We start from the raw sequence: 19914 nt of genomic DNA, 5'->3' as shown, positions 1-19914 counted from the left end.
ATCTATTCCACCGTCAGAACAACGCGCCCAAGCACGGTTATATCATCAATATCGCAATCAAAAGCGGCGCCATGACCGCTAATGCGCACCTTCTTAACCGGTATGCGTGTAAGCGTACGGATGCCTGCCTTACCTTCTATTTCAACCAGCCATAAACCGTCATTTACTTCACTGAAATGCTTATCAATGATGTACTGAGTTCGGTCATCAACTATGCAAATTGGTGCTGTTGGTTGGTTGTGGGAATCCAAGAACATTCCTGCATCAAAGAGAATGGAGCCAAAGTCTTGTAGCTGCCCATTGACTAGTCTTTGTCTAGTTAGATGTAACGCACTTGAATCACCATTCTCGAATTTTTTTCCCTTGCCGGTTGTAATCCACTCGAGCGTCACCCCTGTTTCTAACATGCAGCGAATGACTATATCTGCTGGAAATATATCTCTTTTATAGCGCATTGCCATGCTGCTTGACGCGATGCCGAGGTGGTCAGCTAGTTGTACTCTCATTTTGAATCCGTAGGCTTCGAGGACTCTGTCTAACACTGCGGAGCCACCTTTAGTGAAGTCTATGTTTATCATTGAGTGAACTTTTCCTTGATTTTAGCTTTTGGCGAACTTAAAGTGCTCGACATAGCTTGTGGTGAGTATTGACTTATATTGCCGTGTATTGCCGTACACGGTTAAACAGACGGAGTTTGCCTTATGCGACCTAACATTACAATTGTCATCCCTGAACCCTACCTCCCGTTAGAGGAGTATTGCCGCCGTACTGGAACCAACAAAGAAACAGCTAAGAACTTGATTGAATATGGAAAATTACCTATCAAGCCAAAGGGCAAGCAGAAGAAAGGGCTCATAGAAGTGAACATGGCAGCCTTGACAGTGCAGGCCCTGAGTGAATGTAGCGTCTCTCTTCAGGCTTAATCTATTTTATCTATTAGAGTAGAGCTAACCATGTTTGATTATGCCATTTCTAAACATCCGCACTTCGATGAAGCCTGCCGACAGTTTCCAGCTCGCCACAATGTGACGGCGCTGGCTAAACAGCTCGGCATGAACGCCCAGACGCTGCGCAACAAATTGAGTCCGGGCCAGCCGCATCAGCTCACGTGTGCCGAACTGCTGGGGATCACTGACGCTACAGAGGATTCCAGCCTGATTGATGCCTTGCTGGCACAAATCAACTGTATGCCGTCCGTGCCTGTCAATGAGGCTTGCGTCGGGAATATTCCAACGTATGCACTGCAGGCTACGGCCGCAGTTGGCAACGTTGCCGCCGCCGCCGTTCAAGGCGACCACAAAACGCCGGTACGCAAAAGCGCACTGCTTGAAAGCGTCAACACGGCGATCCGCCATTTGTCGCTGATCGGCTTGACCGTTCAGAACCGCATCCAATCCACCCCGGCGCTAGCCTCCACCGTTGACGTGATCAGCGGCCTGAGCGCTGTTGCTGGTTTAAGCTGAGGTGATCACCGTGGTTATTTCTATCGCTCCACTGCTGAAACAACAAAGCCCATCGCGGCATTTTGAACACGGTTTTATTGAACTGCCGGGCGGTAAGCGCTGGCGCCCATGTCACGATCAGGCGGCCTTACTGCGTGGCCTGTCAACGACTAAGCCTGTTTCACCGCTTCGCCGTTTGTTTTGCCGTTAATTGGGGCTGTCATGTTGTTGGCTACTGAAACACAAAAAGCGATCGGTATTAAGCGCATTTCACAGATTAAGCGTGAGCTGTTCCCGCATAAGCGGAATCAGGCGCAAGAGGCTTTTGATAAGTCGCCGGAACATATCCGCAGAACTGTTTGTTTTCATGCCGGGCTGAAAGAACGGCATATAAAAATGAAGTTTGCAGAAATGAGTTATTCAGAGCGTAAACAAATTGTGTGGGCGCTGAATGACCTGATTGATTTATCAAAAACCTTGCCGCGATTTATCAGTGATGATGATTGCGAATTAAATATTAATTAACCGCATTGCGTAATGCTGGCGTTAACCCGCCGGGCATAGCTTTGTCTGAAATAAGGAATTTACTATGAAAGAATCTTCACTTCTTACTCCAACTTTAACCAGCTCGGCAAATAACGCCTTTCAGCGTGGTGTTGTCGCTGGTACTTGCCGAGCGGTTTCTGCCTTAACAAATGAGTTTCAAGATTTGTTAGATAGCGCGCGTATTGATGAACGTAAAAACCAATCTCAGGTAGCTGCTGCGCGTTTGGTTCGGCTGGCGGCCCACATCACCCAAGAGGGGTTAACAGCGGTCGAGGCTGTGGAGCTGCTCCGCCAAGAGGCTGAAGCCATCGAGCATCAAGCGCAGGAGCTGCACTAATGGCCGACTTGATGGACTACGAACAGGAACGGCAGGCGCTGGTATTGGAGGCGCAGATTACCAATGCTCGCAAATCCTCTGCGCTGCCTTCTGCCTTTGTTTGCGAAGAATGTGACGCTCCGATTCCTGCCGCGCGCCGCGCAGCCGTTCCCGGCGTTGATACCTGCGTAAGCTGTCAGCAGATCCGCGAGACGCAAAGTCACCTTTACGCGGGGAAGGCATGACGGAGTTCTCTATTTTGTTCGGCCTGCTGGCGTTGCTGGCAGGTCATTTTATTGCTGCTGATTTGAGTGATTCAGAATTTGCACGCAGACCAGAAAACCAAAATTACGATTAAGGAGTTTTTGTAATGCTACATGATTTAAAAATTAAACCCTCTTATTTTAACTTCGTTCGTGCTGGAGTTAAAAAAGCAGAGTTTCGCTTGAATGATAGAGACTTCAAAGAGGGGGATTTATTAAAGCTTCGTGAGTGGCTCGAAGATGCTAACGGATATACCGGTGAATTCATCATTGCAAAAATCACTCATATTACAGATGTCAGCGAGTGGAAAACTGGCTATGTAGTTTTAAGCATCCAAATACTGCAAGATTCTTTGTGCGTGAATTGTAATGAGCGCTACTGTGGCAACTGCACCTACGCACACGGCGCGAAAGTGCAATGAGCCAAGCGGCATCCGCCTACGCTTACCCATGGAACGAACCGCGCCCGGCAGTTGCCGGGCCGGTGAGACCGCTTACCCGTGAGGAACTCGCTCAGGGGCAAGCTGTTTTAACCAATATCCGCCGCTTGCCGCGCTTCCTCAGCGCCATGTTTCTGACGCGTTACACCAACTTGCTCAAGAGCAAAGGGCTGCACGACGCCAACAAATGGCTGGTGTTCCAGTTCGATCGCCGCATCTGGCCGCGTCTGCAAACGGTGAGCGCCAAAAATGCAATGAACCTCGCCGCGTCAATGCGGTTTTCTGCTGAAGTTGATAATTACGCTTCACTGCCCGGTATGGATGATAAAGAGTTACGCCGCCTCGCCGATCGGGTGGCCGGTCAACTTCTGCAGAATTACGAAGATTACTGTGATGAGTTTTTGGCGGAGAACGGCGGCGACAATGCCGGTCTTTTCGAAGACGCCACTCAATCAGAATTTTATGGCCGCATTGCCGGTATGGCGCGTGCCTTCAACATCACCCCGATGCACTGGCGCAAATACCGCAAGGGCAAACTGGATGTCCGGTCAGCGATTGCCAGCCTGTCACGGTTGGTTAATTCCGAGTGGTGGGAACGCCAGTTGAAGGCTCAGCGCACGCGCTGGCGCGAGGCGTTGCTGATCGCCCTGGGTAATGTGAACCGCGGGGCGTCGTCGTATGCCAGTAAGCAGGCTATTCGGGATGTGAAAGCGCGCCGCCAGTCCAATTTTGATTATCTGAACAGCCGCGAGCTTGAGAACGTCGAAACCGGCGAACGCTTCAGCCTCATCGACAAGGTGATGGCAAGTATCTCTAACCCAGAAATTCGTCGTATGGAGTTAATGGCGATGATCGCCGGTGTTGAGCAGGCCGCCGCTATCCGTGGCGATAAAGGGATGTTTATCACCATCACCACCCCATCCAAATATCACCCGACGCGCGCCGTTGGCAAGAACAGCCCTAAGGTGCATTTTAATCACAAATGGGATGAAGAGGCGTACACGCCAAAAGACGGTCAGCGCTATCTTGTGAAGTTGTTTAGCAAGATCCGCACGGCGTTTAAAGATGCGGGCCTGCAGGTCTACGGCGTGCGCGTTGTCGAACCGCACCATGACGCGACGCCGCACTGGCATATGATGCTGTTTACCTCCAAAAAACAGCGCCAGCAGGTGATCGACATCATGCGCCGTTATGCCATGGCTGAAGATGGGGACGAACGCGGCGCCGCGAAAAACCGTTTTGACTGCAAGCACCTGAACAAAGGCGGTGCGGCGGGCTATATCGCTAAATACATTGCAAAAAACATCGACGGCTACGCGCTGGACGGCGAGCGCGATCATGAAACCGGCGAGCTGTTGACTGATACGGCGGCCGCCGTCACCGCGTGGGCTTCAACGTGGCGTATCCCTCAATTCCACTTTATCGGCCTGCCGTCGCGCGGCGCATGGCGAGAGTGCCGCAAGATCCGCTCTGTCAGTCTGGCCGATGAGTTTGACGAAACCGTTGAGGCGGTGCGCGCTGCTGCTGATGCCGGTGACTTTGCCGCTTACATTCTGGCCCAGGGCGGCCCTAACGTTGCCCGTGACGATCAAACTGTGCGTGTAGCCCGCCGGGTTGCCGACGAGCGCAACGCCTATGACGAAGAAGTGCAGAAAATCGCGGGGATTTTTGCCCCGCATATCGGCGCCGATCGCGTTTATGAAACCCGCACCACGCAATGGCGCATCGTCGCCAAAGCCGTTGCCGTTGAGCCTTTGACTTTGAAAAGCGCCTCCGGCGCGCCTCGGAGTCCTGTCAATAACTGTGGGTTGGTCGGTAGCAGTGGCGCCGAAAATACGCAGGATGGGGAGCCAGTAGAGGCCGTGGAGGTGATGGAACATGCACCTGAAACCCAGATTGACTGGGATGACATGACCGTTGCACGGTCTGTTATGACGCGTTTACGGGCAAATGCTCCGCAGATAAACAGACAGCAAAGAGGAATTGACCCACATAAGCGCATAGAGCCTGCTGCATCGGCCAGGTTGACCACCGCTGAGCGCGATCGCGTAACCAAAATTTACTCAGAGCTGGCACTACATGGTATCGAGCCGACGCGCTGGGAACTTGAGGCTCTGGCGTGCGGTGCTAAAGTCAAATTTGGTGATATTTCAATGCACTATCCAGTGGTTAGCGATTGGGCAGGCTTCCAATAATTTCTTGCGCAATTAAATCCGATAGACATATACTGTATATGTATACAGTAATTAAGCATCGGAGGGAAAGGGTGCAAGCAGTGGATGAAGTAGTTGTTTTAGAAAGAATTGAACTCATCGCCCGTCTGGGGGTTTGTTATGAGAGCCAAGCGAAAGACAAAGACATTGCACTGATATGGATTTCAGAACTGGCGGGGGAGATGAAAACCAGCATTGCCCCTGAAAAAAGCGGCGTATAGCTACACGCTCCGAAAAACGGCGAGAAACTATCTGAGCATGCTTAAATTTTGATCTATAATTTTGTTTTTAAAGTGATTATTAGGTTGGGGCACAGTGCCTAGATTCAACAGGTACAGATGCTGTTGGCACAGCCTGAGAAGAGCCAGTCCCAGTGTGGGGTGCTCGCTAGGTTGAAATACGTCGCATAATTTATCCAAGTTATCATTAGCTTGAAAGTTGTAAAAAATATAGTAAAATGACGACTAAAAGTAGCACACTTAAGATTGAGCGATTAAAATGCACCAACATATTACGGATAAATCTTTTCAAGCTTTTTTTACAGACGCCCATGATATTAGAAATACAATGATTAGTTTGTTGGGGGATGTGTCTAATCAAAATATCATTGAACCTTGCTTCGGTGAGGGGGCATTTATAAAGAACCTAATCGGCAAGCCTAAAAATATTGATGCTATTGACATTGACGAACATCATTTTTTAAATGACTTGAATGTACAGGGTTGTAATTATTTTCACGCCGATTTCATCGATTATTTTGTTCGACCAAATAATCGTAAAATTGCACTCCCTAATACTGAATATGATTCAACTATTTGCAACCCGCCTTATGGTTTAAAGTTATCACAAGAGTATAGAAAACTGATAAAAAAAGCATTCCCTGATGTGTATGCTAAAGAATCTTATGCCTTATTCTTCTATTTTACCTTGCAGAAATTAAAAAAAGGAGGGCGATATGTTTTCATTATCCCTGATACCTTCCTTACGAGTACGAATTTGAGATATATGAGACATTTCATACTTAAATCAGCTAAGCCAAGCCATATCATTCAGTTTAAAAGTAAGCGATTTGGTTCTGTTAACTTCGGTTACAGTAATATGTGCATTATTGCTGGTAATGTGGCCACTCTTAGTGCTGATAGCGAAGTTAAATGGATCGATGCAGTTGACTCAAATCAATCTCTATTACAATTGCTAGAAACGGATAATACACTTGTTTGTGGTGATTATTTTATTAATAACGTGGATAAAGCTTGGATTAATCCAAAATTATTCGAATCAATTAAGATATCTCGCGAAACTGTAACTCTGGGTGAGATTGCTGAGTGCAAAACAGGAATTTATACAGGTGATAACCAAAGGTTTTGTGGATATGACTCTGAAAACCCTCCTAAAAGAATCAATGGTCACCCTGTTGATTGGAGTCTAGTAAATCTAACTCCAAATGAGCTTGAGAAGGAACATGGCATAGATTCAGATATAGCTTATGTGCCTTTTGTTCGAGGAGGGCATAGAAATGTCTTCGAAGCTACAAATAGCTGTATTCGATGGGATCATGAAGCTGTAACGTATTATTATAAAGATAAGAAAGCTCGGCTTCAAAACAAAGATTTTTATTTTAAAAAGGGACTTGCAATACCTATGGTTACCTCAGGAAGGTTAACAGCTTCAGAAATGGATAACTGCATTTTTGACCAAGGTGTTGTTGGTGTTTTCGCTAAAAAGACAAGCTATCATGATTTTTTATTGATTTACCTAAATCACCCATTTGCAACAGAACAAAAGTCCCTGGTATCACCAGGGGCTAATAACTCCGCGAATTATTTGAAGCGAATTAACGTTCCTAAGTTGACCGAAGCTGAGCTGTTAGAAGCAAGCAAAATAATCGAGTTAGCGAAAATGCAAGGGTGGGAAAAAACAGAAGACAAAAGAAATGATTTTATTTCCTCGATCTTTTAAAAATGGTGCACTATGTGCACCACTTTAACATTACCAATCTAAATAATGAGCTAGATTGTTATTAACTAAGTAGCTCCAAAAGTTAGGTGATAGGTCATTCCTAAAATCAATGGCTTCTCGTCTAATTTCGCATATCCCTGCATTTGTCAGTTCATCTATTTTTCGGTAAGCAGCATCCCCACAATGAACTTCCCAAAGGTTACTCCTGCGAATAGTCTCTAAATAGTTATTATTTTCGTTTTGTCTAACAAGAAATAGTAAATTGACATTAGGGTCCCAATGTTTGTAGGCCCGTCCGACAGCAATCAAACGAAGTGTATTTCCTTTTTCGTTGGAACCAAAGCCACTTTTAAAGTCTATAATATGATTTCGTCCATTTAGATTGAACATTTCATCTTCAATCATATTAATCTCACCTACAAGTTCAAAAACACTATCTACGTCATTTACGATATGGTGTTGATATTGATTTCCTTGGGTGTAATTTATTATGCGATCTCTAAAGCTATTTCTAACCTCATGGAAACTTGGTGCTGCAATACGATATAGATTTGGCAGTGAAGAATGATCCCATGCAGCTTTGCAAAAACGCTCCCACAATTCTCCATTCCTTCGTGAAAATGCCATATATTCATATGGCCAAACGGCATTCCGATATTCAAAGCTCATAACTGAATAGCAATATTGGAGAAGCATACATAGTTTTGAGCGATCTAAATGTGAGTGTTGAATGGCTAATGTACATTCTAAATCATTTTTTACACTTTCAACCGCTTGATTTATAAGTGTTGACTTCCCACCATGTGGGATGTTTTTAGCTTGTATATTTCTGGCAATAACCGTTAAATTTGAGTGGAAATAGGAAAAAATATCTTGTTTCAACTGAGCGTAATTCATTCAAATAATTCCTTAACTTCTATATCTAAAGCTGAGGCAATCTTATGGATATTTACTAGACTGACGTTTCTCTCTCCACGCTCTATACTACCTATGTAAGTCCTGTCCAAGTCACATAAGCTTGCAAGTTCTTCTTGTGTTAAGTTCCGATTGTTTCGATGCTTTCTGACAGCTAAACCAAAACAAACTTGATAGTCATTTTTTTTCATAACAATCGATTAAATCTAAAAGATGACAATGAGTCTACAGACTATAAGTAGCATTGAAGTGCTGAGGAGAGATGAAAGATTGTGGAACTTCGGGCCTATCCCATTAGGGCTATTTTACTTGCCGTTTTGAACAGGACAATGCCCTACAAACCGGTTTCTATGCGCTGTCCATGTTCAAACTGCCTGCGCCAGTTACGCCTACTGAGATAGGCTCTTAGCCTAGAAAAGTGCCAAATTTCTAATGGCGCACTAAATTTAGTTACCGGAACAAATATGTCAATATCCGCTTCTCGCACAGAACGGACTGTCTGATTTGATTGTGTGCTGCTAGGGAGTGTAGCCAGCTCCAGTCTAAACACCCTAAGCATGCATTAGGCGCATGAATTTGCATCATGATCCGGTGTGAGTTTTATCCCCGCAGAGGCAGCACTGGCGCGGATCGCGCTGGATCATGCAACTGCATTAAAAGCGACACATAAAGCGCGCAGGCGAGGCGGGGATAGCATTGCGCGCAACTATGTCCCAACTCTTGGAATAATGCAATAACCGTTATTTTTATTAGCAGGCAAAGATTAACGGTTTTATGATTTGTAACGATAGAGCTGTATGCTGACTTTATAGCTAGATACTTAATAACTTTTCGTTTATAAACTATTTAACTGACTGTTTTATAATGATTGTGGTTACATGATAATTAAGAGGTGATGAGGTGGAGCAAGAGTTCACGCAAGAACAGGAACAATTCATACTTGAGACGATAGCTTGTCACGAGGAATCATTAATCAACCTAGTTACAGAAGCTATTGCGAAAACTGAGGTTGTCGCAAATGCTGAGTTTGCTAGAGAGAATATAACGTTTACTGAGCATTCGCCGATTAACGCCGATTACCTTAGCATATACCTTTTAGGCGCGCTTTTTGATCGTCTACATAAAGGTGATCTATCTTTAGGTGAAAAAATTCTGACGATGGAAGCTAAACGCTTGGGTATTAGCCTACACATCGACTGATGTTCAATGGCCTTCTGTCTTTCATGTAGTTGCAGTGATGCTAACGTCTTGAAAAAAATTAAGCCGCCAATGACTGGCGGCTTTTTGCTTATTCGGTTGGCAACTCATACGGCGTGAATCGAATAACCTCTTCCCCGACCCAGTCGTTCACCTCCTTCATGCGCTCTTGCAGCGGCGTTAGCTCGTTGCGCACAAACACCTGAGCGGCCTTTTTCACATCCCCGAAACCGCCGGTATTGTTTGGGATAATTCCCATCATCTGCGGCGGTACGCGGTGCGCGCTCAGCAGATCGTCGCGGCTGGCGTTCTTGATGTTAAAAAAGTCGTCTTTGGTGGCAACCTCGGACAGCGGCAAAATCTTAATGCCGTCCGGCTTACCGTTCGGGGCGTACATGAACAGATTGCGAAAGTTCCCCAAGCCCTTGGTGTCGCGCATGGCTTGGCGCATCCTGTCAACGTCGCTTGTACTTTGCGCGGCGTCGGTCATATACAGGATGTAACCGGCGTGCGCTCCGTTCTGGTAATACTTACGGCGGAACAGCGTCGCCGCCTCGTTCAGCCAAGCGGAGTTAAGCGCACTGAGGTACTCTGGCAGGCCGTACAGCTCCTGATTGATGTCCGGCTCAATCAGGTGAAAAACGCTGTCGGTCTTGAAGCGGTGCGCCTCTTTCCAGTCCTGCACAAACCAGTACGAGCCGCGATCCACGCCGCGCCGCGTGTACTTGGCCGGGGAGGATTTCAGCTGCAGCGGCGCGCCGAGCCGGTTTTGGCGCTCTTCTAAATAGGCGTTGCCGAACACCAGATAATCCAACGCATAGCGGCTAAACTCCTGCTGACTTAACAGCCGGTGCGGGATGAACGTAGACGCCAAAATGTTGCGCTTAACATACATCGGTGAGCTGTGATGGACGGCGGCGCGCAGGCTGCGTGCCAGCCCATCGAAGCTGATTGGCGGCTCGTACCACTTGCCATTGGTCGTGCATTCGATGTAATTCAGAATTTCCCGCTTATCCAGCACTGCGGACGGCTCGCCAAAGGTAAACGCCTCAAATTCCTGTTCCTGCCTTGTTGCCGGGGCTGGTGCCGGGGGGATAAATGCCTTGCGGCCTTTGCGCTTGCTCATCAGTAAAACTCCAAAATGTTCGGGCTGCTGTGGCCGCTGCCTGCGGTCAGCGGTTCGTTTAAGAGGGCGTGCATGATTGCCCACGCGACATCGGCGTGGCTGGCTTCTTCGCTGCGGCTGGCGGTGTAGGTGGAGCGCGCGCCGCTGGCGGTCATGGTTTTGCGGATCGCCATAAAGGCGGCGGTAATGTCGGTGTGGCTGGTGTCGTATTCCAGACAGCCGCGCCCGATGGTGTCTTTTGCCTTCAGCACCATGGCGGTTTTGATTTCCGGGGTGTATTTGATTTCCCGCGCGGCCGGGAAGAACTCGCGCACCAACTGGAAAACACCTTGGCCGACGGTGGTCGCATCGATGCCGATGTACTCCACGCAATATTTTTCGGTAAGGTCTTTAATCTTCTGGGCCTGAGCGGCAAAGTTCATGCCCTGCCACTGGTGGCGCTCGAGCACGCGGAACTTGCCCCCTGCCACCATTGGCGGCGCGATCACCGCGCACCCGGCGCTGTCGCCGCCGTTGGCTTCCGATGGGTCGTAGCCGATCCACACCGAGCGATAGCCGAACGGCCGCAGGGCGTAAGGGTTGAAGTCTTCCCATTCTTCCAGCGTATCGACCATGCAGCCTTGCAGCTCGGCGAACGGGAATACCGACGCGGTATCGTCCACAAATTCGCACATCAGCAAGTTCTGATACTCTGCCGGGCTGTATTCGAGCGACAGCTGATCGAGGTCAAACAGGTTACAGCCGCCGGTCAGAGCATCCTCAACCGTGACAATCTGGCGCCATTGCCCATCGCCGCACAGCACGCCTTTTGACAGGTGGCTGTGGCTGAGGTCGAGCTGAACGTGATCGGCTTTGCTGCGGCGGCCTTTGTTGAACAGTTCCCCCGACCAGAACGGATAAGCGGAGTGCGCCAGACTCGACGGCGTGGAAAAGTAGGTAGTGCGCCACCGCTTGTGCAGCGACATCCCGCTGGCGACTTTGCGCAGCTCCTGAAACTTCGGTATCCAGAAATACTCATCCAGATACAGATTGCCGGTGTAACTCTGCGCGGTGCGCACGTTGGTGCCGAGGAACATCAGCCGGGCGCCGTTCGGCAGCACCATCGGATCGCCTTTCAGGTCAACCTCGACCAGCCGGGCAAAATCAATGATGTAATTGCGGAATACATGCGCCTGCGCCTTACTGGCCGACAAGAAAATCTGATTGCGGCCGGTAGTCAGCGCATCGAGCAACGCCTCGCGGGCAAAGAAGAACGTGGCGCCGATCTGGCGCGATTTCAGGATGTTGCGAATACGGTGTTGCAGCCCGGCGCGATACCACCCCATTTGATACTCGAAGGTGGTTTCCGTGAAGATGCTTTGTAGCTTCTCTACGGCGGCCTCGCTGAACACGTTGCGCTCGGCGGGCTTGCGCTCGCCTTTGTTGCGGTTGGCGACGTTCGGGTTTAAGTCCGCCTCGTTGCCGGTCGCCGAATAGCGATTGACCCGCGCCAGCCGTTCAATCTGGCGGCCTAACAGGTCGATTTCTTTGAAGTCTTTCCCCTCCTTGACGTCTTTCATAATGAGCTGAATCAACCGCGCTTCCATGCTCTGCTCCACGCGGGAAATGGGCGCGATGTCGTCCCATTTATCGCGCAGTTTCCAGCTCTGCACGGTCGGCCCCTTGAGGTTCAGCGTTTCCGCAATTTGGCGCACAGAAAAGCCCTGCCAGTAGAGCAAGGCAGCTTGGCGGCGCGGATCGCTGATGATGGTTGTTGCCTGTGTCGTATTCATGTCGCCAAGGCTACGAAAGCACCGGGCGACTCGCATTAAGCCCTTGTTGTGCCTCAGATCTTCCAACTGCAACGCGTTGAGACGCGGCGCCATTCCCCCGAAACTAGCCCCGAACCCAATCACCACAACCGGAGCCGTTTACATGGCAAAGAAAGTTACTAAGTTTTTCCGCATCGGCGTTGAAGGCGACACCGTTGACGGCCGCGAGATCGGCGCTGCGGATATTCAGCAGATGGCCGAGACCTACAGCCCGAAGGTGTTCGGCGCCCGCATCAATATGGAGCACATCAAGGGGATTTTGCCTGACGGCTATTTTCGTCGTTACGGCGGCGTGGTTGAGCTGAAGGCCGAGAAAATCGACGAGCCGGATGAACCGCTGTTACACGGCAAGTGGGCGCTGTATGCCAGTCTGGCCCCAACCGCCGATCTGGTGTCGATGGTCGGCGCGGGCCAAAAGGTTTTCACCTCGATGGAGATCCGCCGCGATTTCGCCAAGAGCGGCAAGTCTTATCTGGTCGGGCTGGCCGTCACCGATGATCCGGCCAGCCTCGGCACTGACATGTTGGAGTTCAGCCGCCGCCACGAGAACGTCGAGTTCTCCGCGCCGCTGGAAGTCTGTTTCGATTTTGAGCCGGTCGCTGACCCGGAAGCCTCATTCTCTGCCCGCATCAAAGCGATGTTTAGCCGCAAGCAGACTACCGACGATGTGCGCTTTGGCGAGATGGAAGGCGCCGTGATGACCGTGGCCGAGCAGTTGCAGGACGCGGACACACGCTTTACCGAGAAATTCGCTGCATTGAGCAAGCAGGTTGCCGACCTCAAGCTACAGGTAAAAACCGGCAGCGATGCGTTCAGCGCGCTGCAAGCCCAGCTTTCCGCCTCGGAAGATTTCAGCCAACCGGCGCGCCCGGATGCCACTGGCGGCAACAGCGCGCAAGACGTGTTGACCGACTGCTAAGGCAGTCGCACCCGATAAAACCGAATAAAACAGGAAGAAAAATGCGCAAGCAAACTCGTTTTAAATTTAATGCGTTTATGTCCCGCCTTGCCGAACTGAACGGCGTCGCTACCGGCGATCTGGATAAAAAATTCAGCGTAGAGCCGTCCGTTACGCAGACCATCATGACCCGCGTACAGGATTCCTCGACGTTCCTGACCCGCATTAATATCTTGCCGGTTAAGGAAATGAAGGGAGAGAAAGTCGGTTTAGGTGTGAGCGGCTCCATCGCCAGCACCACCGATACCGCCGGCGGCGATGAACGTGAAACGGCCGACTTTGCCACGCTGGATGCAGAAGGCTATTTCTGCCAGCAGGTGAATTACGATTTCCACATCCGCTACAACACGCTTGACCTGTGGGCCCGTTATCAGGATTTCCAGACCCGTTTACGCGATGCAATTGTTGAACGTCAGGCGCTTGACCGCATCATGATCGGCTTTAACGGTACTCACCGCGCGAAAACCTCCAACCGCGTTAAATTCCCGCTGTTGCAAGACATCGGGCCGGGCTGGTTGCAGAAGTACCGCGAGAACGCGCCGGGCCGCGTGATGAATAAAGTCGTGGGGGAGGACGGCAGCGTGGTGTCTGAAAAAGTCCGCGTGGGCGCCGGTGGCGATTACGCCAACCTCGACGCACTGGTGATGGATGCCACCAACACCCTGATCGCGCCATGGTATCAGGAAGATCCGGAACTGGTGGTGATCTGCGGTCGCCAACTGCTGGCCGACAAGTATTTTCCGCTGGTCAATCAGGAACAGCCCAACACCGAAGCGCTGGCCGCCGATCTGATTATCAGCCAGAAACGCATCGGCAACCTGCCTGCTGTGCGTGTGCCGTACTTCCCGGCGGATGCGCTGCTGATTACGCGCATGGATAACCTGTCGATCTACTGGCAGGAGGACACGCACCGACGCCATATGGTGGAAAACTCGAAGCGTGACCGCATCGAAAACTATGAATCCATCAATGAGGATTATGTGGTGGAGGATTACGCCTGCGGCTGTCTGGTGGAGAACATTAAGCTGTTACCGACGGAACCAAAAAAAGATGAAATCGCCGAGCTGGCCGAGGCCATTGTTAAGGCGGTCAAAGTAGCCGCCGCACCAGCGGAGCCTGCCGCTGATACCGAGGTGAAAGCCCCGGAGGAAGCACCGGCAGACGACAAAGCGAAAGGCGGTAAATAACCATGACCAGCCCTGCCCGCCGTCACCTTATGCGCCAGTCAGCGGTCGAGGCCGCGCAGCGGGAGAATGACCCGCTGCGCCACGCCAACGGCTATGAACGGATGATGCATAAACTCAATGAAGATAAGCGAAAGCTCAAACAGGTGCGCTCACAAGAGCGTAAGGCCGAACTCAAGCGCCAACTGCTGCCGGACTATGCCCCCTGGGTTGCCGGTGTGCTGGCCGAAGGTCGCGGCGCGCAGGACGCCATTCTGATGACGGTCATGATCTGGCGTCTGGATGCCGGGGACATTCCCGGCGCGCTGGACATCGCCCGCTATGCGCTGCGTTACCAACTGGCGCCGCCGGGCAATTTCGCGCGCTCCACGCCATACCTCATCGCAGAAGACGTCGCCGAGTCTGCCACCCGCGCCTTTGAGGCCGGGGAGCCGGTCAACATTGACCACCTCACGCAGACGATGGAACTCACCGACGCAGAAGACATGCCCGACCAAGTGCGCGCCAAGTTGCACAAAATCACCGGGTACGTCTTGCGCGCGGCGGGCAGGGCTGAACTGGCATTGAACCACCTTAAGCGTGCGCTGCAGTTGCATAACGGCTGCGGCGTGAAAAAAGACATTGAACGGCTGGAGCGGGCAATACGCACCGCCGCCAGCCGCTGACAGAACGCGCCCCGCGCCGGGCGGCACGACGGCCGCGACAGGTTTCACCTCGTCAACGCCGTCGTCCACCGCCCCCTAACTTTCTGAGGTCATATGAGCACCGTTGTGATCCAACGGCCACGCCCGGACGCGCCAGCACCGCGCCCGGAGGATGAGCCGATCGTTAAAAACGTCTTTTTCTGGCCGGACATTGACCCGGCGGACGTGCGCGACGTGATGCGCATTGAAGGCAGCATCACCGCCCCGCGCCTGCGGCTGGCAATTAAAAGCGCGATCGCGGAGGTGAACGCCGAGCTGTTCACTTTCCGCCGCGACCAGATGGCCGACGGCTATCAGCGGCTTGAGGATGTGCCGGGCGAACAGCTCGACGGCGAAAGCGTGCGGGTGAGCGAATACCGCAATGCCGTTAGCGCGATGACCATGGCGACGCTCTCGGAGCAATACCGCAGTTTCGACACCACCGCCACCGCCACCGGCGGCCGCAAGGCTGATGTGGTCGAAGCCTCGATCGGCGAGCTGTGGCGCAACGCCCGCAACGCGATCAGTAACGTGGCCGAGCGTAGCCACTGCATCATCGGGCTGCTCTGATGAGAGTCTACGCCCTGCAGGGCGACACCGTTGACGCTATTTGCTGGCGCTACTACGGGCGCACGCAGGGCGTGGTTGAGCAGGTCTATTCGCTAAATGAAGGGCTGGCCGCTACCGGGGCGATTTTGCCCCACGGCCACCCGGTCGAGCTGCCGGACGTGACCGCCGCGCCGCAGCGTGAAACCGTCAATTTATGGGATTAGCAATGGAGAAAATTACGTCGTGGGTGGCCTATACCGTAGCGGCCTTTCTCGCTTGGATTGGCCGATACAGTCCGCAGGACATCGGCTTTATGGTCGGCGCCGCCGTTGGCGTTGGGACGTTCCTCGTTAACTGGTACTACCGCCGCAAAAGCTACCAGCTGTTGAACAAGTTGGGCGTCAGCCGGAGGGTTTACGATGAACTCAATCGCTAAACGCTGCAGCGTGGCCGCCGTGCTGGCGCTGGCGGTGCTGCTGCCGCAATTCAGCGCGCTGCAGATCTCTGAGGCCGGGTTGCGCCTGCTGGCCGATTTCGAGGGCTGCCGTTTATCCCCTTACCAGTGTCAGGCGGGCGTCTGGACAAGCGGCATCGGCCACACGGCCGGGGTAAAGCCCGGCACGGTTATCAGCGAGCGCCAAGCTGCCGTTAACCTCGTTGCCGACGTGTATCGCGTGGAGCGCGGCATAGGGCGCTGTATGCCTGTCACGATGCCGCCGCCGGTTTATGACGCGGTGGTGTCCTTTGCCTTTAACGTCGGCGTCACGGCCGCCTGCGGTTCTACGCTGGCCGGTTTCATCAAGCGGCAGGACTGGCACAGCGCCTGCCAGCAGTTACCGCGCTGGGTGTTCGTCAACGGCGTCAAATCGCCGGGGCTGGAACGGCGTCGGGCGGCGGAGCTGGCCCACTGCCTGATCGGGGCCGCGCAATGAGCCGCGCGATCGGCTGGTTTCTGGTGCTGGCGCTGGTCGTCGCCGGTTGGATGAAATGGCAGGTTGTCACGTTGGGTGAACGGCTGGAAAGCGCCCGGCAGGAGAACGGCCGGATAGCGGCGGCGCTGACCGATACCCGCGCGGCGATCGACACGCTGCAGGCGGCGGCAGGTGTGCTGGCGCAGGAAGAGGAAAAGTTAAGGGGCGACCTAAACGCCGCGCACCGGCTGGCACTGACGCGCGAGCAGAAAATACAGAGGCTACTCAATGAAAATCAGCAATTACGCGATTGGTTTAACACTGCTTTGCCTGCTGACGTTGCCCGGCTGCACCAGCGCCCCGGCTTCACCAGCGCCGCGGATTATCTACGTTGGCTGTCCGAAAGTGAGTCTGTGCCAAATCCCGGCCAGCCGCCCGGCGACTAACGGCGATCTGAGCGCCGATATTCGCCAACTTGAAAACGCCTTGGCGGCCTGCGCGGTGCAGGTCGAAACGATAAAACACTGTCAGGAACAACACGATGTTAAAACCGCAACAGCTCCGCGCTGAGCTGACACGCTGCCTGCCGTGGCTACAGCGCAACCCTGAAAACCTGCAAGTTCGGGTAGAGCGCGGCAATGTGGCCGCCACGCTTGCCGTCTCGCTGTCCCATGAGTACCGCTATACGCTGAACCTGCTGTTTTTGGACTATACCGGCGATCTGGATTTAATCATGGTGCCGGTTCAGGCATGGCTACGGGAAAACCAGCCGGACATCATGGCAACGGAGGAAAAGCGCCGCACCGGGATCACCTTTGCGAGCGACTTTAACAACAACGGCTCTTACGATTTCAGCGTGTCGCTGCAGCTGACCGAACGTGTTTTGGTGAAAGAGCAAGGCGATGGCGCGTTGCATGTTGAGCACCTGCCGGAGCCGCCGTTACCGGAGGACGTGACGCGGCCGATGCAGCTCTTTGTTCACGGCGAATTAGTGAGTGAATGGCATGAGCGAGCTTAACCCCTTTGACACCCGGCTGGCCGGGCTGATTGCCAAGCTGTCGCCGCAGTCGCGTAAGTCGCTGGCCGTTGCCGTGTCAAAGCGACTGCGCGCCGGTCAACAGCAACACATCAAACGCCAGCAGGCGCCGGACGGTACACCTTACGCGCCGCGCAAAACGCGGCTTCGCAGCAAAAAGCGCCTGCGCGATTGGGCGATGTTCTCCAAGCTGCGCACGGCCCGCTATCTGAAAGCCCAGGGCAACAGCGATGCGGCCGTGGTTGAGTTTGTTGGGCGGGTTCAGCGCATGGCCAATGTGCATCATTACGGCCTGCGCGATCGGCCGACGCCGCACAGCGAGGCGGTAAAGTATGACGCTAGGCCATTACTGGGTTTTAATAGTAGAATAATGAATATCATTGAAGTTGAAATAATTAATCATCTCAGTGAATTTTGATGTAATCTAATTTTGAGCTAGATCTCAATGCCAATATTTCTGCATGTTACAATGATTTTTTTATTTATTGGTGAGGATATGACATGCGTCTTAGACAGGTAAGGTTATCTAATTTTCGTGGCTACAAAGATGAAGCGATGATTGATATAGATGATGCTTTGACAGGTGTTATAGGTAAGAATGATGCAGGCAAGTCAACGATATTAGAGGCTTTGGAGATATTCTTTAATAACCAGCAAATAAAGATAGATTCAACTGACAGGAATGTTTTTTCACAAGATGGTACGGCATCAATAAGTTGTATATTCGATGATTTACCTAATGAGGTGGTCCTAGACTCAACTTCCAAAACAACATTGCAGCAAGAGTTATTATTAAACGAGGATGGATTCTTGGAGGTTAAAAAATCGTTCGATTTAACTAAGAAAACACCTTCGGAAAAAATAACTATTCTTGCAAACCATCCAACAAACAATGGATTGTCAGATCTACACTCATTAAAACAATCTGATTTAAAGAAAAGGTTACAAGAGAAAGGTATAGATATTAAGGCGGTGCCAGATCAGCGTTCTAATGTTGAGATAAGGAAAACACTATACGCCAATGAAAAATTAGTGTTGGCAAGGACCGAAGTTGCTGTTAATAAAGAGGATGCTAAAGCGATATGGGAGGCATTGTCTAAATATCTTCCTGTTTACGCTTTGTTCCGTTCTGATAGAGGAAGTAATGATCAGGATTCGGAAGTTCAAGATCCTATGAAATTAGCGATTATTAATGCATTGAAAGAAGTTGAAGGCCGTCTGGATGAGATAAAAGAACATGTTCGTCTAAGGGCCTTGGATGTGGCAAAGCGTACACTAGAAAAACTTGAGGAGATGGATAGTTCTTTAGCGAAAGATTTAAATCCAGATTTTACTAAAGAGCCGGATTGGAAAAGTTTATTTAAATTATCATTGGCTTCTGATAGTGGTATTTCAGTAAATAAAAGGGGGAGTGGTGTCAGGCGTTTGATCTTGCTAAATTTCTTTAGGGCGGAGGCTGAGAAACACTACGCATCAGAAAATACATCAAATGTTATATATGCAATTGAAGAACCTGAAACTGCTCAACATCCGGGCAATCAACAAATGCTAATAAAAGCATTGTATAAACTCTCACTTAGAGATAGGTGTCAGGTCATTTTGACAACTCATGTGCCTGCTCTTGCTGGTCTACTTCCACTGTCAGGGATAAGGTTTATAGAGAAAGGTGAGGATAACAGTGTTACTATTAATAAAGGTGATGACGCAACTTATGAAAAAGTAGCATCAACCTTAGGTATATTGCCTAACAAAGAAGTTTATGGTGCTAATGCTTTTGTTATGGTGGAAGGGTATGCGGATGTAATATTCCTGAATAGCTTGAGTGATAAATTAAAAGCTGCTGGATATTTAACGCATAGCTTACAGGATAAAAACATTACCCCATTAATTAGTGGTGGCTGTGGAAATCTCAAGCATTGGGTTAATTTAAATATAATAAAGTCTTTGAATAGACCTTGGGCAGTGTTCTTGGATTCTGATGATTTAGGTGATGGGAGCAGTCCGGAATTTCTTAAGAAGTTACCAGAGATAGATGGGTATAGAGAAGGTGGTGTTTTCTGTCACCTTACTAGGAAACGAGAGTGTGAGAATTATTTGCATCCTAATGCTATTTTTAGAGCGAAAGAAGTACATGTAAATGTAACTGATTTTGACGATATGAAGGTAATAATAAATCAACATACGCAAATTAGAAAAGTTCAAGTATTAGAGAAGCTGTGGCCTCATATGACTGCTGAAGAAATTTTGGAAAGGGATCAATATCAGCATAGTGATGGCTCTAGACGAAACGAATTGCTTGAGGTTTGTAAGCAATTAATTGAGTTGGTTTGATTATTCATTAGTTTGTTGTTTGTTTGGTCTTCCA

28 protein-coding genes are annotated in these 19914 nt (G+C 50.7%); 23 read left to right on the top strand and 5 right to left on the bottom strand.

Annotation, left to right across the window (positions count from 1 at the left end):
* Nucleotides 1-2: 2 nt before the first annotated feature.
* The gene (locus ACJ8IP_RS17600) at nucleotides 3-578 is read right to left on the bottom strand and encodes a phage repressor protein CI (RefSeq protein WP_126171587.1); all 576 of its coding nucleotides are present in this window, start codon (nucleotides 576-578) and stop codon (nucleotides 3-5) included.
* Nucleotides 579-701: 123 nt separating this feature from the next.
* On the opposite strand from ACJ8IP_RS17600, the gene ACJ8IP_RS17595 reads away from it, so the two are divergent.
* The 10 genes from ACJ8IP_RS17595 to ACJ8IP_RS17550 all read left to right on the top strand — a co-directional run bounded on the left by ACJ8IP_RS17595 (nucleotide 702) and on the right by ACJ8IP_RS17550 (nucleotide 7179).
* The gene (locus tag ACJ8IP_RS17595) at nucleotides 702-923 is read left to right on the top strand and encodes a hypothetical protein (protein WP_060431390.1); all 222 of its coding nucleotides are present in this window, start codon (nucleotides 702-704) and stop codon (nucleotides 921-923) included.
* A gap of 30 nt (nucleotides 924-953) precedes the next feature.
* Complete coding sequence (locus ACJ8IP_RS17590) at nucleotides 954-1463, top strand: phage regulatory CII family protein (RefSeq protein ID WP_442524478.1); 510 nt, start codon at nucleotides 954-956, stop codon at nucleotides 1461-1463.
* A 10-nt stretch (nucleotides 1464-1473) separates the two neighbouring features.
* Nucleotides 1474-1653, top strand: a complete 180-nt coding sequence (locus ACJ8IP_RS17585) for a phage filamentation protein Fil family protein (protein ID WP_126171586.1) — start codon at nucleotides 1474-1476, stop codon at nucleotides 1651-1653.
* Nucleotides 1654-1664: 11 nt separating this feature from the next.
* Entirely contained in the window at nucleotides 1665-1967 is a 303-nt protein-coding gene (locus tag ACJ8IP_RS17580; protein ID WP_060418375.1) for a hypothetical protein, read from the top strand.
* 64 nt (nucleotides 1968-2031) lie between these two features.
* Entirely contained in the window at nucleotides 2032-2325 is a 294-nt protein-coding gene (locus ACJ8IP_RS17575) for a DUF2732 family protein (RefSeq protein ID WP_035430625.1), read from the top strand.
* Nucleotides 2325-2549, top strand: coding sequence for a TraR/DksA C4-type zinc finger protein (locus ACJ8IP_RS17570; protein ID WP_033639330.1), 225 nt, complete (start codon nucleotides 2325-2327; stop codon nucleotides 2547-2549). Before ACJ8IP_RS17575 ends, ACJ8IP_RS17570 begins: the two co-directional genes overlap by 1 nt.
* A 125-nt stretch (nucleotides 2550-2674) precedes the next feature.
* Nucleotides 2675-2989 (top strand): DUF3850 domain-containing protein, encoded by a 315-nt coding sequence (locus ACJ8IP_RS17565; RefSeq protein ID WP_060418377.1) that lies wholly within the window; start codon nucleotides 2675-2677, stop codon nucleotides 2987-2989.
* Nucleotides 2986-5202 (top strand): replication endonuclease, encoded by a 2217-nt coding sequence (locus ACJ8IP_RS17560; RefSeq protein ID WP_342188199.1) that lies wholly within the window; start codon nucleotides 2986-2988, stop codon nucleotides 5200-5202. Before ACJ8IP_RS17565 ends, ACJ8IP_RS17560 begins: the two co-directional genes overlap by 4 nt.
* Nucleotides 5203-5282: 80 nt before the next feature.
* The gene (locus tag ACJ8IP_RS17555) at nucleotides 5283-5441 is read left to right on the top strand and encodes a hypothetical protein (RefSeq protein WP_342188201.1); all 159 of its coding nucleotides are present in this window, start codon (nucleotides 5283-5285) and stop codon (nucleotides 5439-5441) included.
* A gap of 277 nt (nucleotides 5442-5718) precedes the next feature.
* Nucleotides 5719-7179, top strand: a complete 1461-nt coding sequence (locus tag ACJ8IP_RS17550; RefSeq protein ID WP_126171396.1) for an Eco57I restriction-modification methylase domain-containing protein — start codon at nucleotides 5719-5721, stop codon at nucleotides 7177-7179.
* Between the two features lie 30 nt (nucleotides 7180-7209).
* Here ACJ8IP_RS17550 and ACJ8IP_RS17545 read toward each other — a convergent pair whose 3' ends face one another.
* Both ACJ8IP_RS17545 and ACJ8IP_RS17540 read right to left on the bottom strand, forming a co-directional pair.
* Complete coding sequence (locus tag ACJ8IP_RS17545; RefSeq protein ID WP_126171395.1) at nucleotides 7210-8076, bottom strand: hypothetical protein; 867 nt, start codon at nucleotides 8074-8076, stop codon at nucleotides 7210-7212.
* A complete protein-coding gene (locus ACJ8IP_RS17540; RefSeq protein ID WP_075201354.1) occupies nucleotides 8073-8285 on the bottom strand; it encodes a helix-turn-helix domain-containing protein in 213 nt (70 codons plus the stop codon). Before ACJ8IP_RS17540 ends, ACJ8IP_RS17545 begins: the two co-directional genes overlap by 4 nt.
* A gap of 709 nt (nucleotides 8286-8994) precedes the next feature.
* Here ACJ8IP_RS17540 and ACJ8IP_RS17535 point away from each other — a divergent pair.
* Entirely contained in the window at nucleotides 8995-9294 is a 300-nt protein-coding gene (locus tag ACJ8IP_RS17535; RefSeq protein WP_442524477.1) for a hypothetical protein, read from the top strand.
* Nucleotides 9295-9382: 88 nt separating this feature from the next.
* Here the strand turns inward: ACJ8IP_RS17535 and ACJ8IP_RS17530 are convergent, their stop codons facing one another.
* The gene (locus ACJ8IP_RS17530; protein WP_442524476.1) at nucleotides 9383-10417 is read right to left on the bottom strand and encodes a phage portal protein; all 1035 of its coding nucleotides are present in this window, start codon (nucleotides 10415-10417) and stop codon (nucleotides 9383-9385) included.
* A complete protein-coding gene (locus ACJ8IP_RS17525) occupies nucleotides 10417-12189 on the bottom strand; it encodes a terminase ATPase subunit family protein (RefSeq protein WP_342133963.1) in 1773 nt (590 codons plus the stop codon). The genes ACJ8IP_RS17530 and ACJ8IP_RS17525 overlap by 1 nt, the downstream gene beginning before the upstream one ends.
* Nucleotides 12190-12331: 142 nt before the next feature.
* Here ACJ8IP_RS17525 and ACJ8IP_RS17520 point away from each other — a divergent pair, with 142 nt between their 5' ends.
* The 12 genes from ACJ8IP_RS17520 (at nucleotide 12332) to ACJ8IP_RS17465 (ending at nucleotide 19880) form a co-directional block, all read left to right on the top strand.
* On the top strand, nucleotides 12332-13147 hold the full coding sequence (locus ACJ8IP_RS17520) for a GPO family capsid scaffolding protein (RefSeq protein WP_342133964.1): 816 nt from the start codon (nucleotides 12332-12334) through the stop codon (nucleotides 13145-13147).
* Between the two features lie 41 nt (nucleotides 13148-13188).
* Nucleotides 13189-14373: a phage major capsid protein, P2 family gene (locus ACJ8IP_RS17515; RefSeq protein WP_342133965.1), complete on the top strand. Its 1185-nt coding sequence runs from the start codon at nucleotides 13189-13191 to the stop codon at nucleotides 14371-14373.
* A gap of 2 nt (nucleotides 14374-14375) precedes the next feature.
* Nucleotides 14376-15035 (top strand): terminase endonuclease subunit, encoded by a 660-nt coding sequence (locus ACJ8IP_RS17510; protein ID WP_442524475.1) that lies wholly within the window; start codon nucleotides 14376-14378, stop codon nucleotides 15033-15035.
* A 93-nt stretch (nucleotides 15036-15128) separates the two neighbouring features.
* A complete protein-coding gene (locus ACJ8IP_RS17505) occupies nucleotides 15129-15623 on the top strand; it encodes a head completion/stabilization protein (protein ID WP_442524474.1) in 495 nt (164 codons plus the stop codon).
* A complete protein-coding gene (locus ACJ8IP_RS17500) occupies nucleotides 15623-15826 on the top strand; it encodes a tail protein X (protein ID WP_442524473.1) in 204 nt (67 codons plus the stop codon). The genes ACJ8IP_RS17505 and ACJ8IP_RS17500 overlap by 1 nt, the downstream gene beginning before the upstream one ends.
* Before the next feature lie 2 nt (nucleotides 15827-15828).
* A complete protein-coding gene (locus ACJ8IP_RS17495; RefSeq protein ID WP_442524472.1) occupies nucleotides 15829-16038 on the top strand; it encodes an HP1 family phage holin in 210 nt (69 codons plus the stop codon).
* Nucleotides 16022-16534: a lysozyme gene (locus ACJ8IP_RS17490; RefSeq protein ID WP_442524471.1), complete on the top strand. Its 513-nt coding sequence runs from the start codon at nucleotides 16022-16024 to the stop codon at nucleotides 16532-16534. Before ACJ8IP_RS17495 ends, ACJ8IP_RS17490 begins: the two co-directional genes overlap by 17 nt.
* Nucleotides 16531-16959 (top strand): Rz-like lysis system protein LysB, encoded by a 429-nt coding sequence (lysB, locus tag ACJ8IP_RS17485; RefSeq protein ID WP_442524470.1) that lies wholly within the window; start codon nucleotides 16531-16533, stop codon nucleotides 16957-16959. Before ACJ8IP_RS17490 ends, lysB begins: the two co-directional genes overlap by 4 nt.
* Nucleotides 16853-17083 carry an Rz1-like lysis system protein LysC gene (lysC, locus tag ACJ8IP_RS17480; protein WP_230199994.1) on the top strand — a complete coding sequence of 77 codons (231 nt, stop codon included), beginning with the start codon at nucleotides 16853-16855 and terminating at the stop codon, nucleotides 17081-17083. Before lysB ends, lysC begins: the two co-directional genes overlap by 107 nt.
* Complete coding sequence (locus tag ACJ8IP_RS17475) at nucleotides 17055-17531, top strand: phage tail protein (protein ID WP_060457485.1); 477 nt, start codon at nucleotides 17055-17057, stop codon at nucleotides 17529-17531. The genes lysC and ACJ8IP_RS17475 overlap by 29 nt, the downstream gene beginning before the upstream one ends.
* The gene (locus tag ACJ8IP_RS17470) at nucleotides 17518-17967 is read left to right on the top strand and encodes a phage virion morphogenesis protein (protein WP_442524469.1); all 450 of its coding nucleotides are present in this window, start codon (nucleotides 17518-17520) and stop codon (nucleotides 17965-17967) included. The genes ACJ8IP_RS17475 and ACJ8IP_RS17470 overlap by 14 nt, the downstream gene beginning before the upstream one ends.
* 83 nt (nucleotides 17968-18050) lie before the next feature.
* Nucleotides 18051-19880 carry an AAA family ATPase gene (locus ACJ8IP_RS17465; RefSeq protein ID WP_442524468.1) on the top strand — a complete coding sequence of 610 codons (1830 nt, stop codon included), beginning with the start codon at nucleotides 18051-18053 and terminating at the stop codon, nucleotides 19878-19880.
* Nucleotides 19881-19914 lie beyond the last annotated feature (34 nt).

Origin of the sequence: Serratia sp. CY52157 (assembly GCF_052168495.1) — a bacterium.
GTDB classification, from domain to species: Bacteria; Pseudomonadota; Gammaproteobacteria; order Enterobacterales; family Enterobacteriaceae; genus Serratia; species Serratia ureilytica.
Note: the sequence above shows the minus strand (reverse complement) of the source record. Positions and strands in the feature narration are given on the sequence as shown.

Bases quoted from the DNA above. Each gene is read 5' to 3' on its own strand.
- ACJ8IP_RS17475 (WP_060457485.1), top strand. From the start codon at position 17,055: ATGTTAAAACCGCAACAGCTCCGCGCTGAGCTGACACGCTGCCTGCCG.
- ACJ8IP_RS17505 (WP_442524474.1), top strand. From the start codon at position 15,129: ATGAGCACCGTTGTGATCCAACGGCCACGCCCGGACGCGCCAGCACCG.
- ACJ8IP_RS17590 (WP_442524478.1), top strand. From the start codon at position 954: ATGTTTGATTATGCCATTTCTAAACATCCGCACTTCGATGAAGCCTGC.
- ACJ8IP_RS17515 (WP_342133965.1), top strand. From the start codon at position 13,189: ATGCGCAAGCAAACTCGTTTTAAATTTAATGCGTTTATGTCCCGCCTT.
- ACJ8IP_RS17550 (WP_126171396.1), top strand. From the start codon at position 5,719: ATGCACCAACATATTACGGATAAATCTTTTCAAGCTTTTTTTACAGAC.
- ACJ8IP_RS17530 (WP_442524476.1), bottom strand. From the start codon at position 10,417: ATGAGCAAGCGCAAAGGCCGCAAGGCATTTATCCCCCCGGCACCAGCC.
- ACJ8IP_RS17570 (WP_033639330.1), top strand. From the start codon at position 2,325: ATGGCCGACTTGATGGACTACGAACAGGAACGGCAGGCGCTGGTATTG.
- ACJ8IP_RS17525 (WP_342133963.1), bottom strand. From the start codon at position 12,189: ATGAATACGACACAGGCAACAACCATCATCAGCGATCCGCGCCGCCAA.
- ACJ8IP_RS17470 (WP_442524469.1), top strand. From the start codon at position 17,518: ATGAGCGAGCTTAACCCCTTTGACACCCGGCTGGCCGGGCTGATTGCC.
- ACJ8IP_RS17595 (WP_060431390.1), top strand. From the start codon at position 702: ATGCGACCTAACATTACAATTGTCATCCCTGAACCCTACCTCCCGTTA.
- ACJ8IP_RS17575 (WP_035430625.1), top strand. From the start codon at position 2,032: ATGAAAGAATCTTCACTTCTTACTCCAACTTTAACCAGCTCGGCAAAT.
- ACJ8IP_RS17510 (WP_442524475.1), top strand. From the start codon at position 14,376: ATGACCAGCCCTGCCCGCCGTCACCTTATGCGCCAGTCAGCGGTCGAG.
- ACJ8IP_RS17600 (WP_126171587.1), bottom strand. From the start codon at position 578: ATGATAAACATAGACTTCACTAAAGGTGGCTCCGCAGTGTTAGACAGA.
- ACJ8IP_RS17565 (WP_060418377.1), top strand. From the start codon at position 2,675: ATGCTACATGATTTAAAAATTAAACCCTCTTATTTTAACTTCGTTCGT.
- ACJ8IP_RS17560 (WP_342188199.1), top strand. From the start codon at position 2,986: ATGAGCCAAGCGGCATCCGCCTACGCTTACCCATGGAACGAACCGCGC.
- ACJ8IP_RS17545 (WP_126171395.1), bottom strand. From the start codon at position 8,076: ATGAATTACGCTCAGTTGAAACAAGATATTTTTTCCTATTTCCACTCA.
- ACJ8IP_RS17495 (WP_442524472.1), top strand. From the start codon at position 15,829: ATGGAGAAAATTACGTCGTGGGTGGCCTATACCGTAGCGGCCTTTCTC.
- ACJ8IP_RS17500 (WP_442524473.1), top strand. From the start codon at position 15,623: ATGAGAGTCTACGCCCTGCAGGGCGACACCGTTGACGCTATTTGCTGG.
- ACJ8IP_RS17540 (WP_075201354.1), bottom strand. From the start codon at position 8,285: ATGAAAAAAAATGACTATCAAGTTTGTTTTGGTTTAGCTGTCAGAAAG.
- lysB (WP_442524470.1), top strand. From the start codon at position 16,531: ATGAGCCGCGCGATCGGCTGGTTTCTGGTGCTGGCGCTGGTCGTCGCC.
- ACJ8IP_RS17465 (WP_442524468.1), top strand. From the start codon at position 18,051: ATGCGTCTTAGACAGGTAAGGTTATCTAATTTTCGTGGCTACAAAGAT.
- ACJ8IP_RS17520 (WP_342133964.1), top strand. From the start codon at position 12,332: ATGGCAAAGAAAGTTACTAAGTTTTTCCGCATCGGCGTTGAAGGCGAC.
- ACJ8IP_RS17580 (WP_060418375.1), top strand. From the start codon at position 1,665: ATGTTGTTGGCTACTGAAACACAAAAAGCGATCGGTATTAAGCGCATT.
- ACJ8IP_RS17490 (WP_442524471.1), top strand. From the start codon at position 16,022: ATGAACTCAATCGCTAAACGCTGCAGCGTGGCCGCCGTGCTGGCGCTG.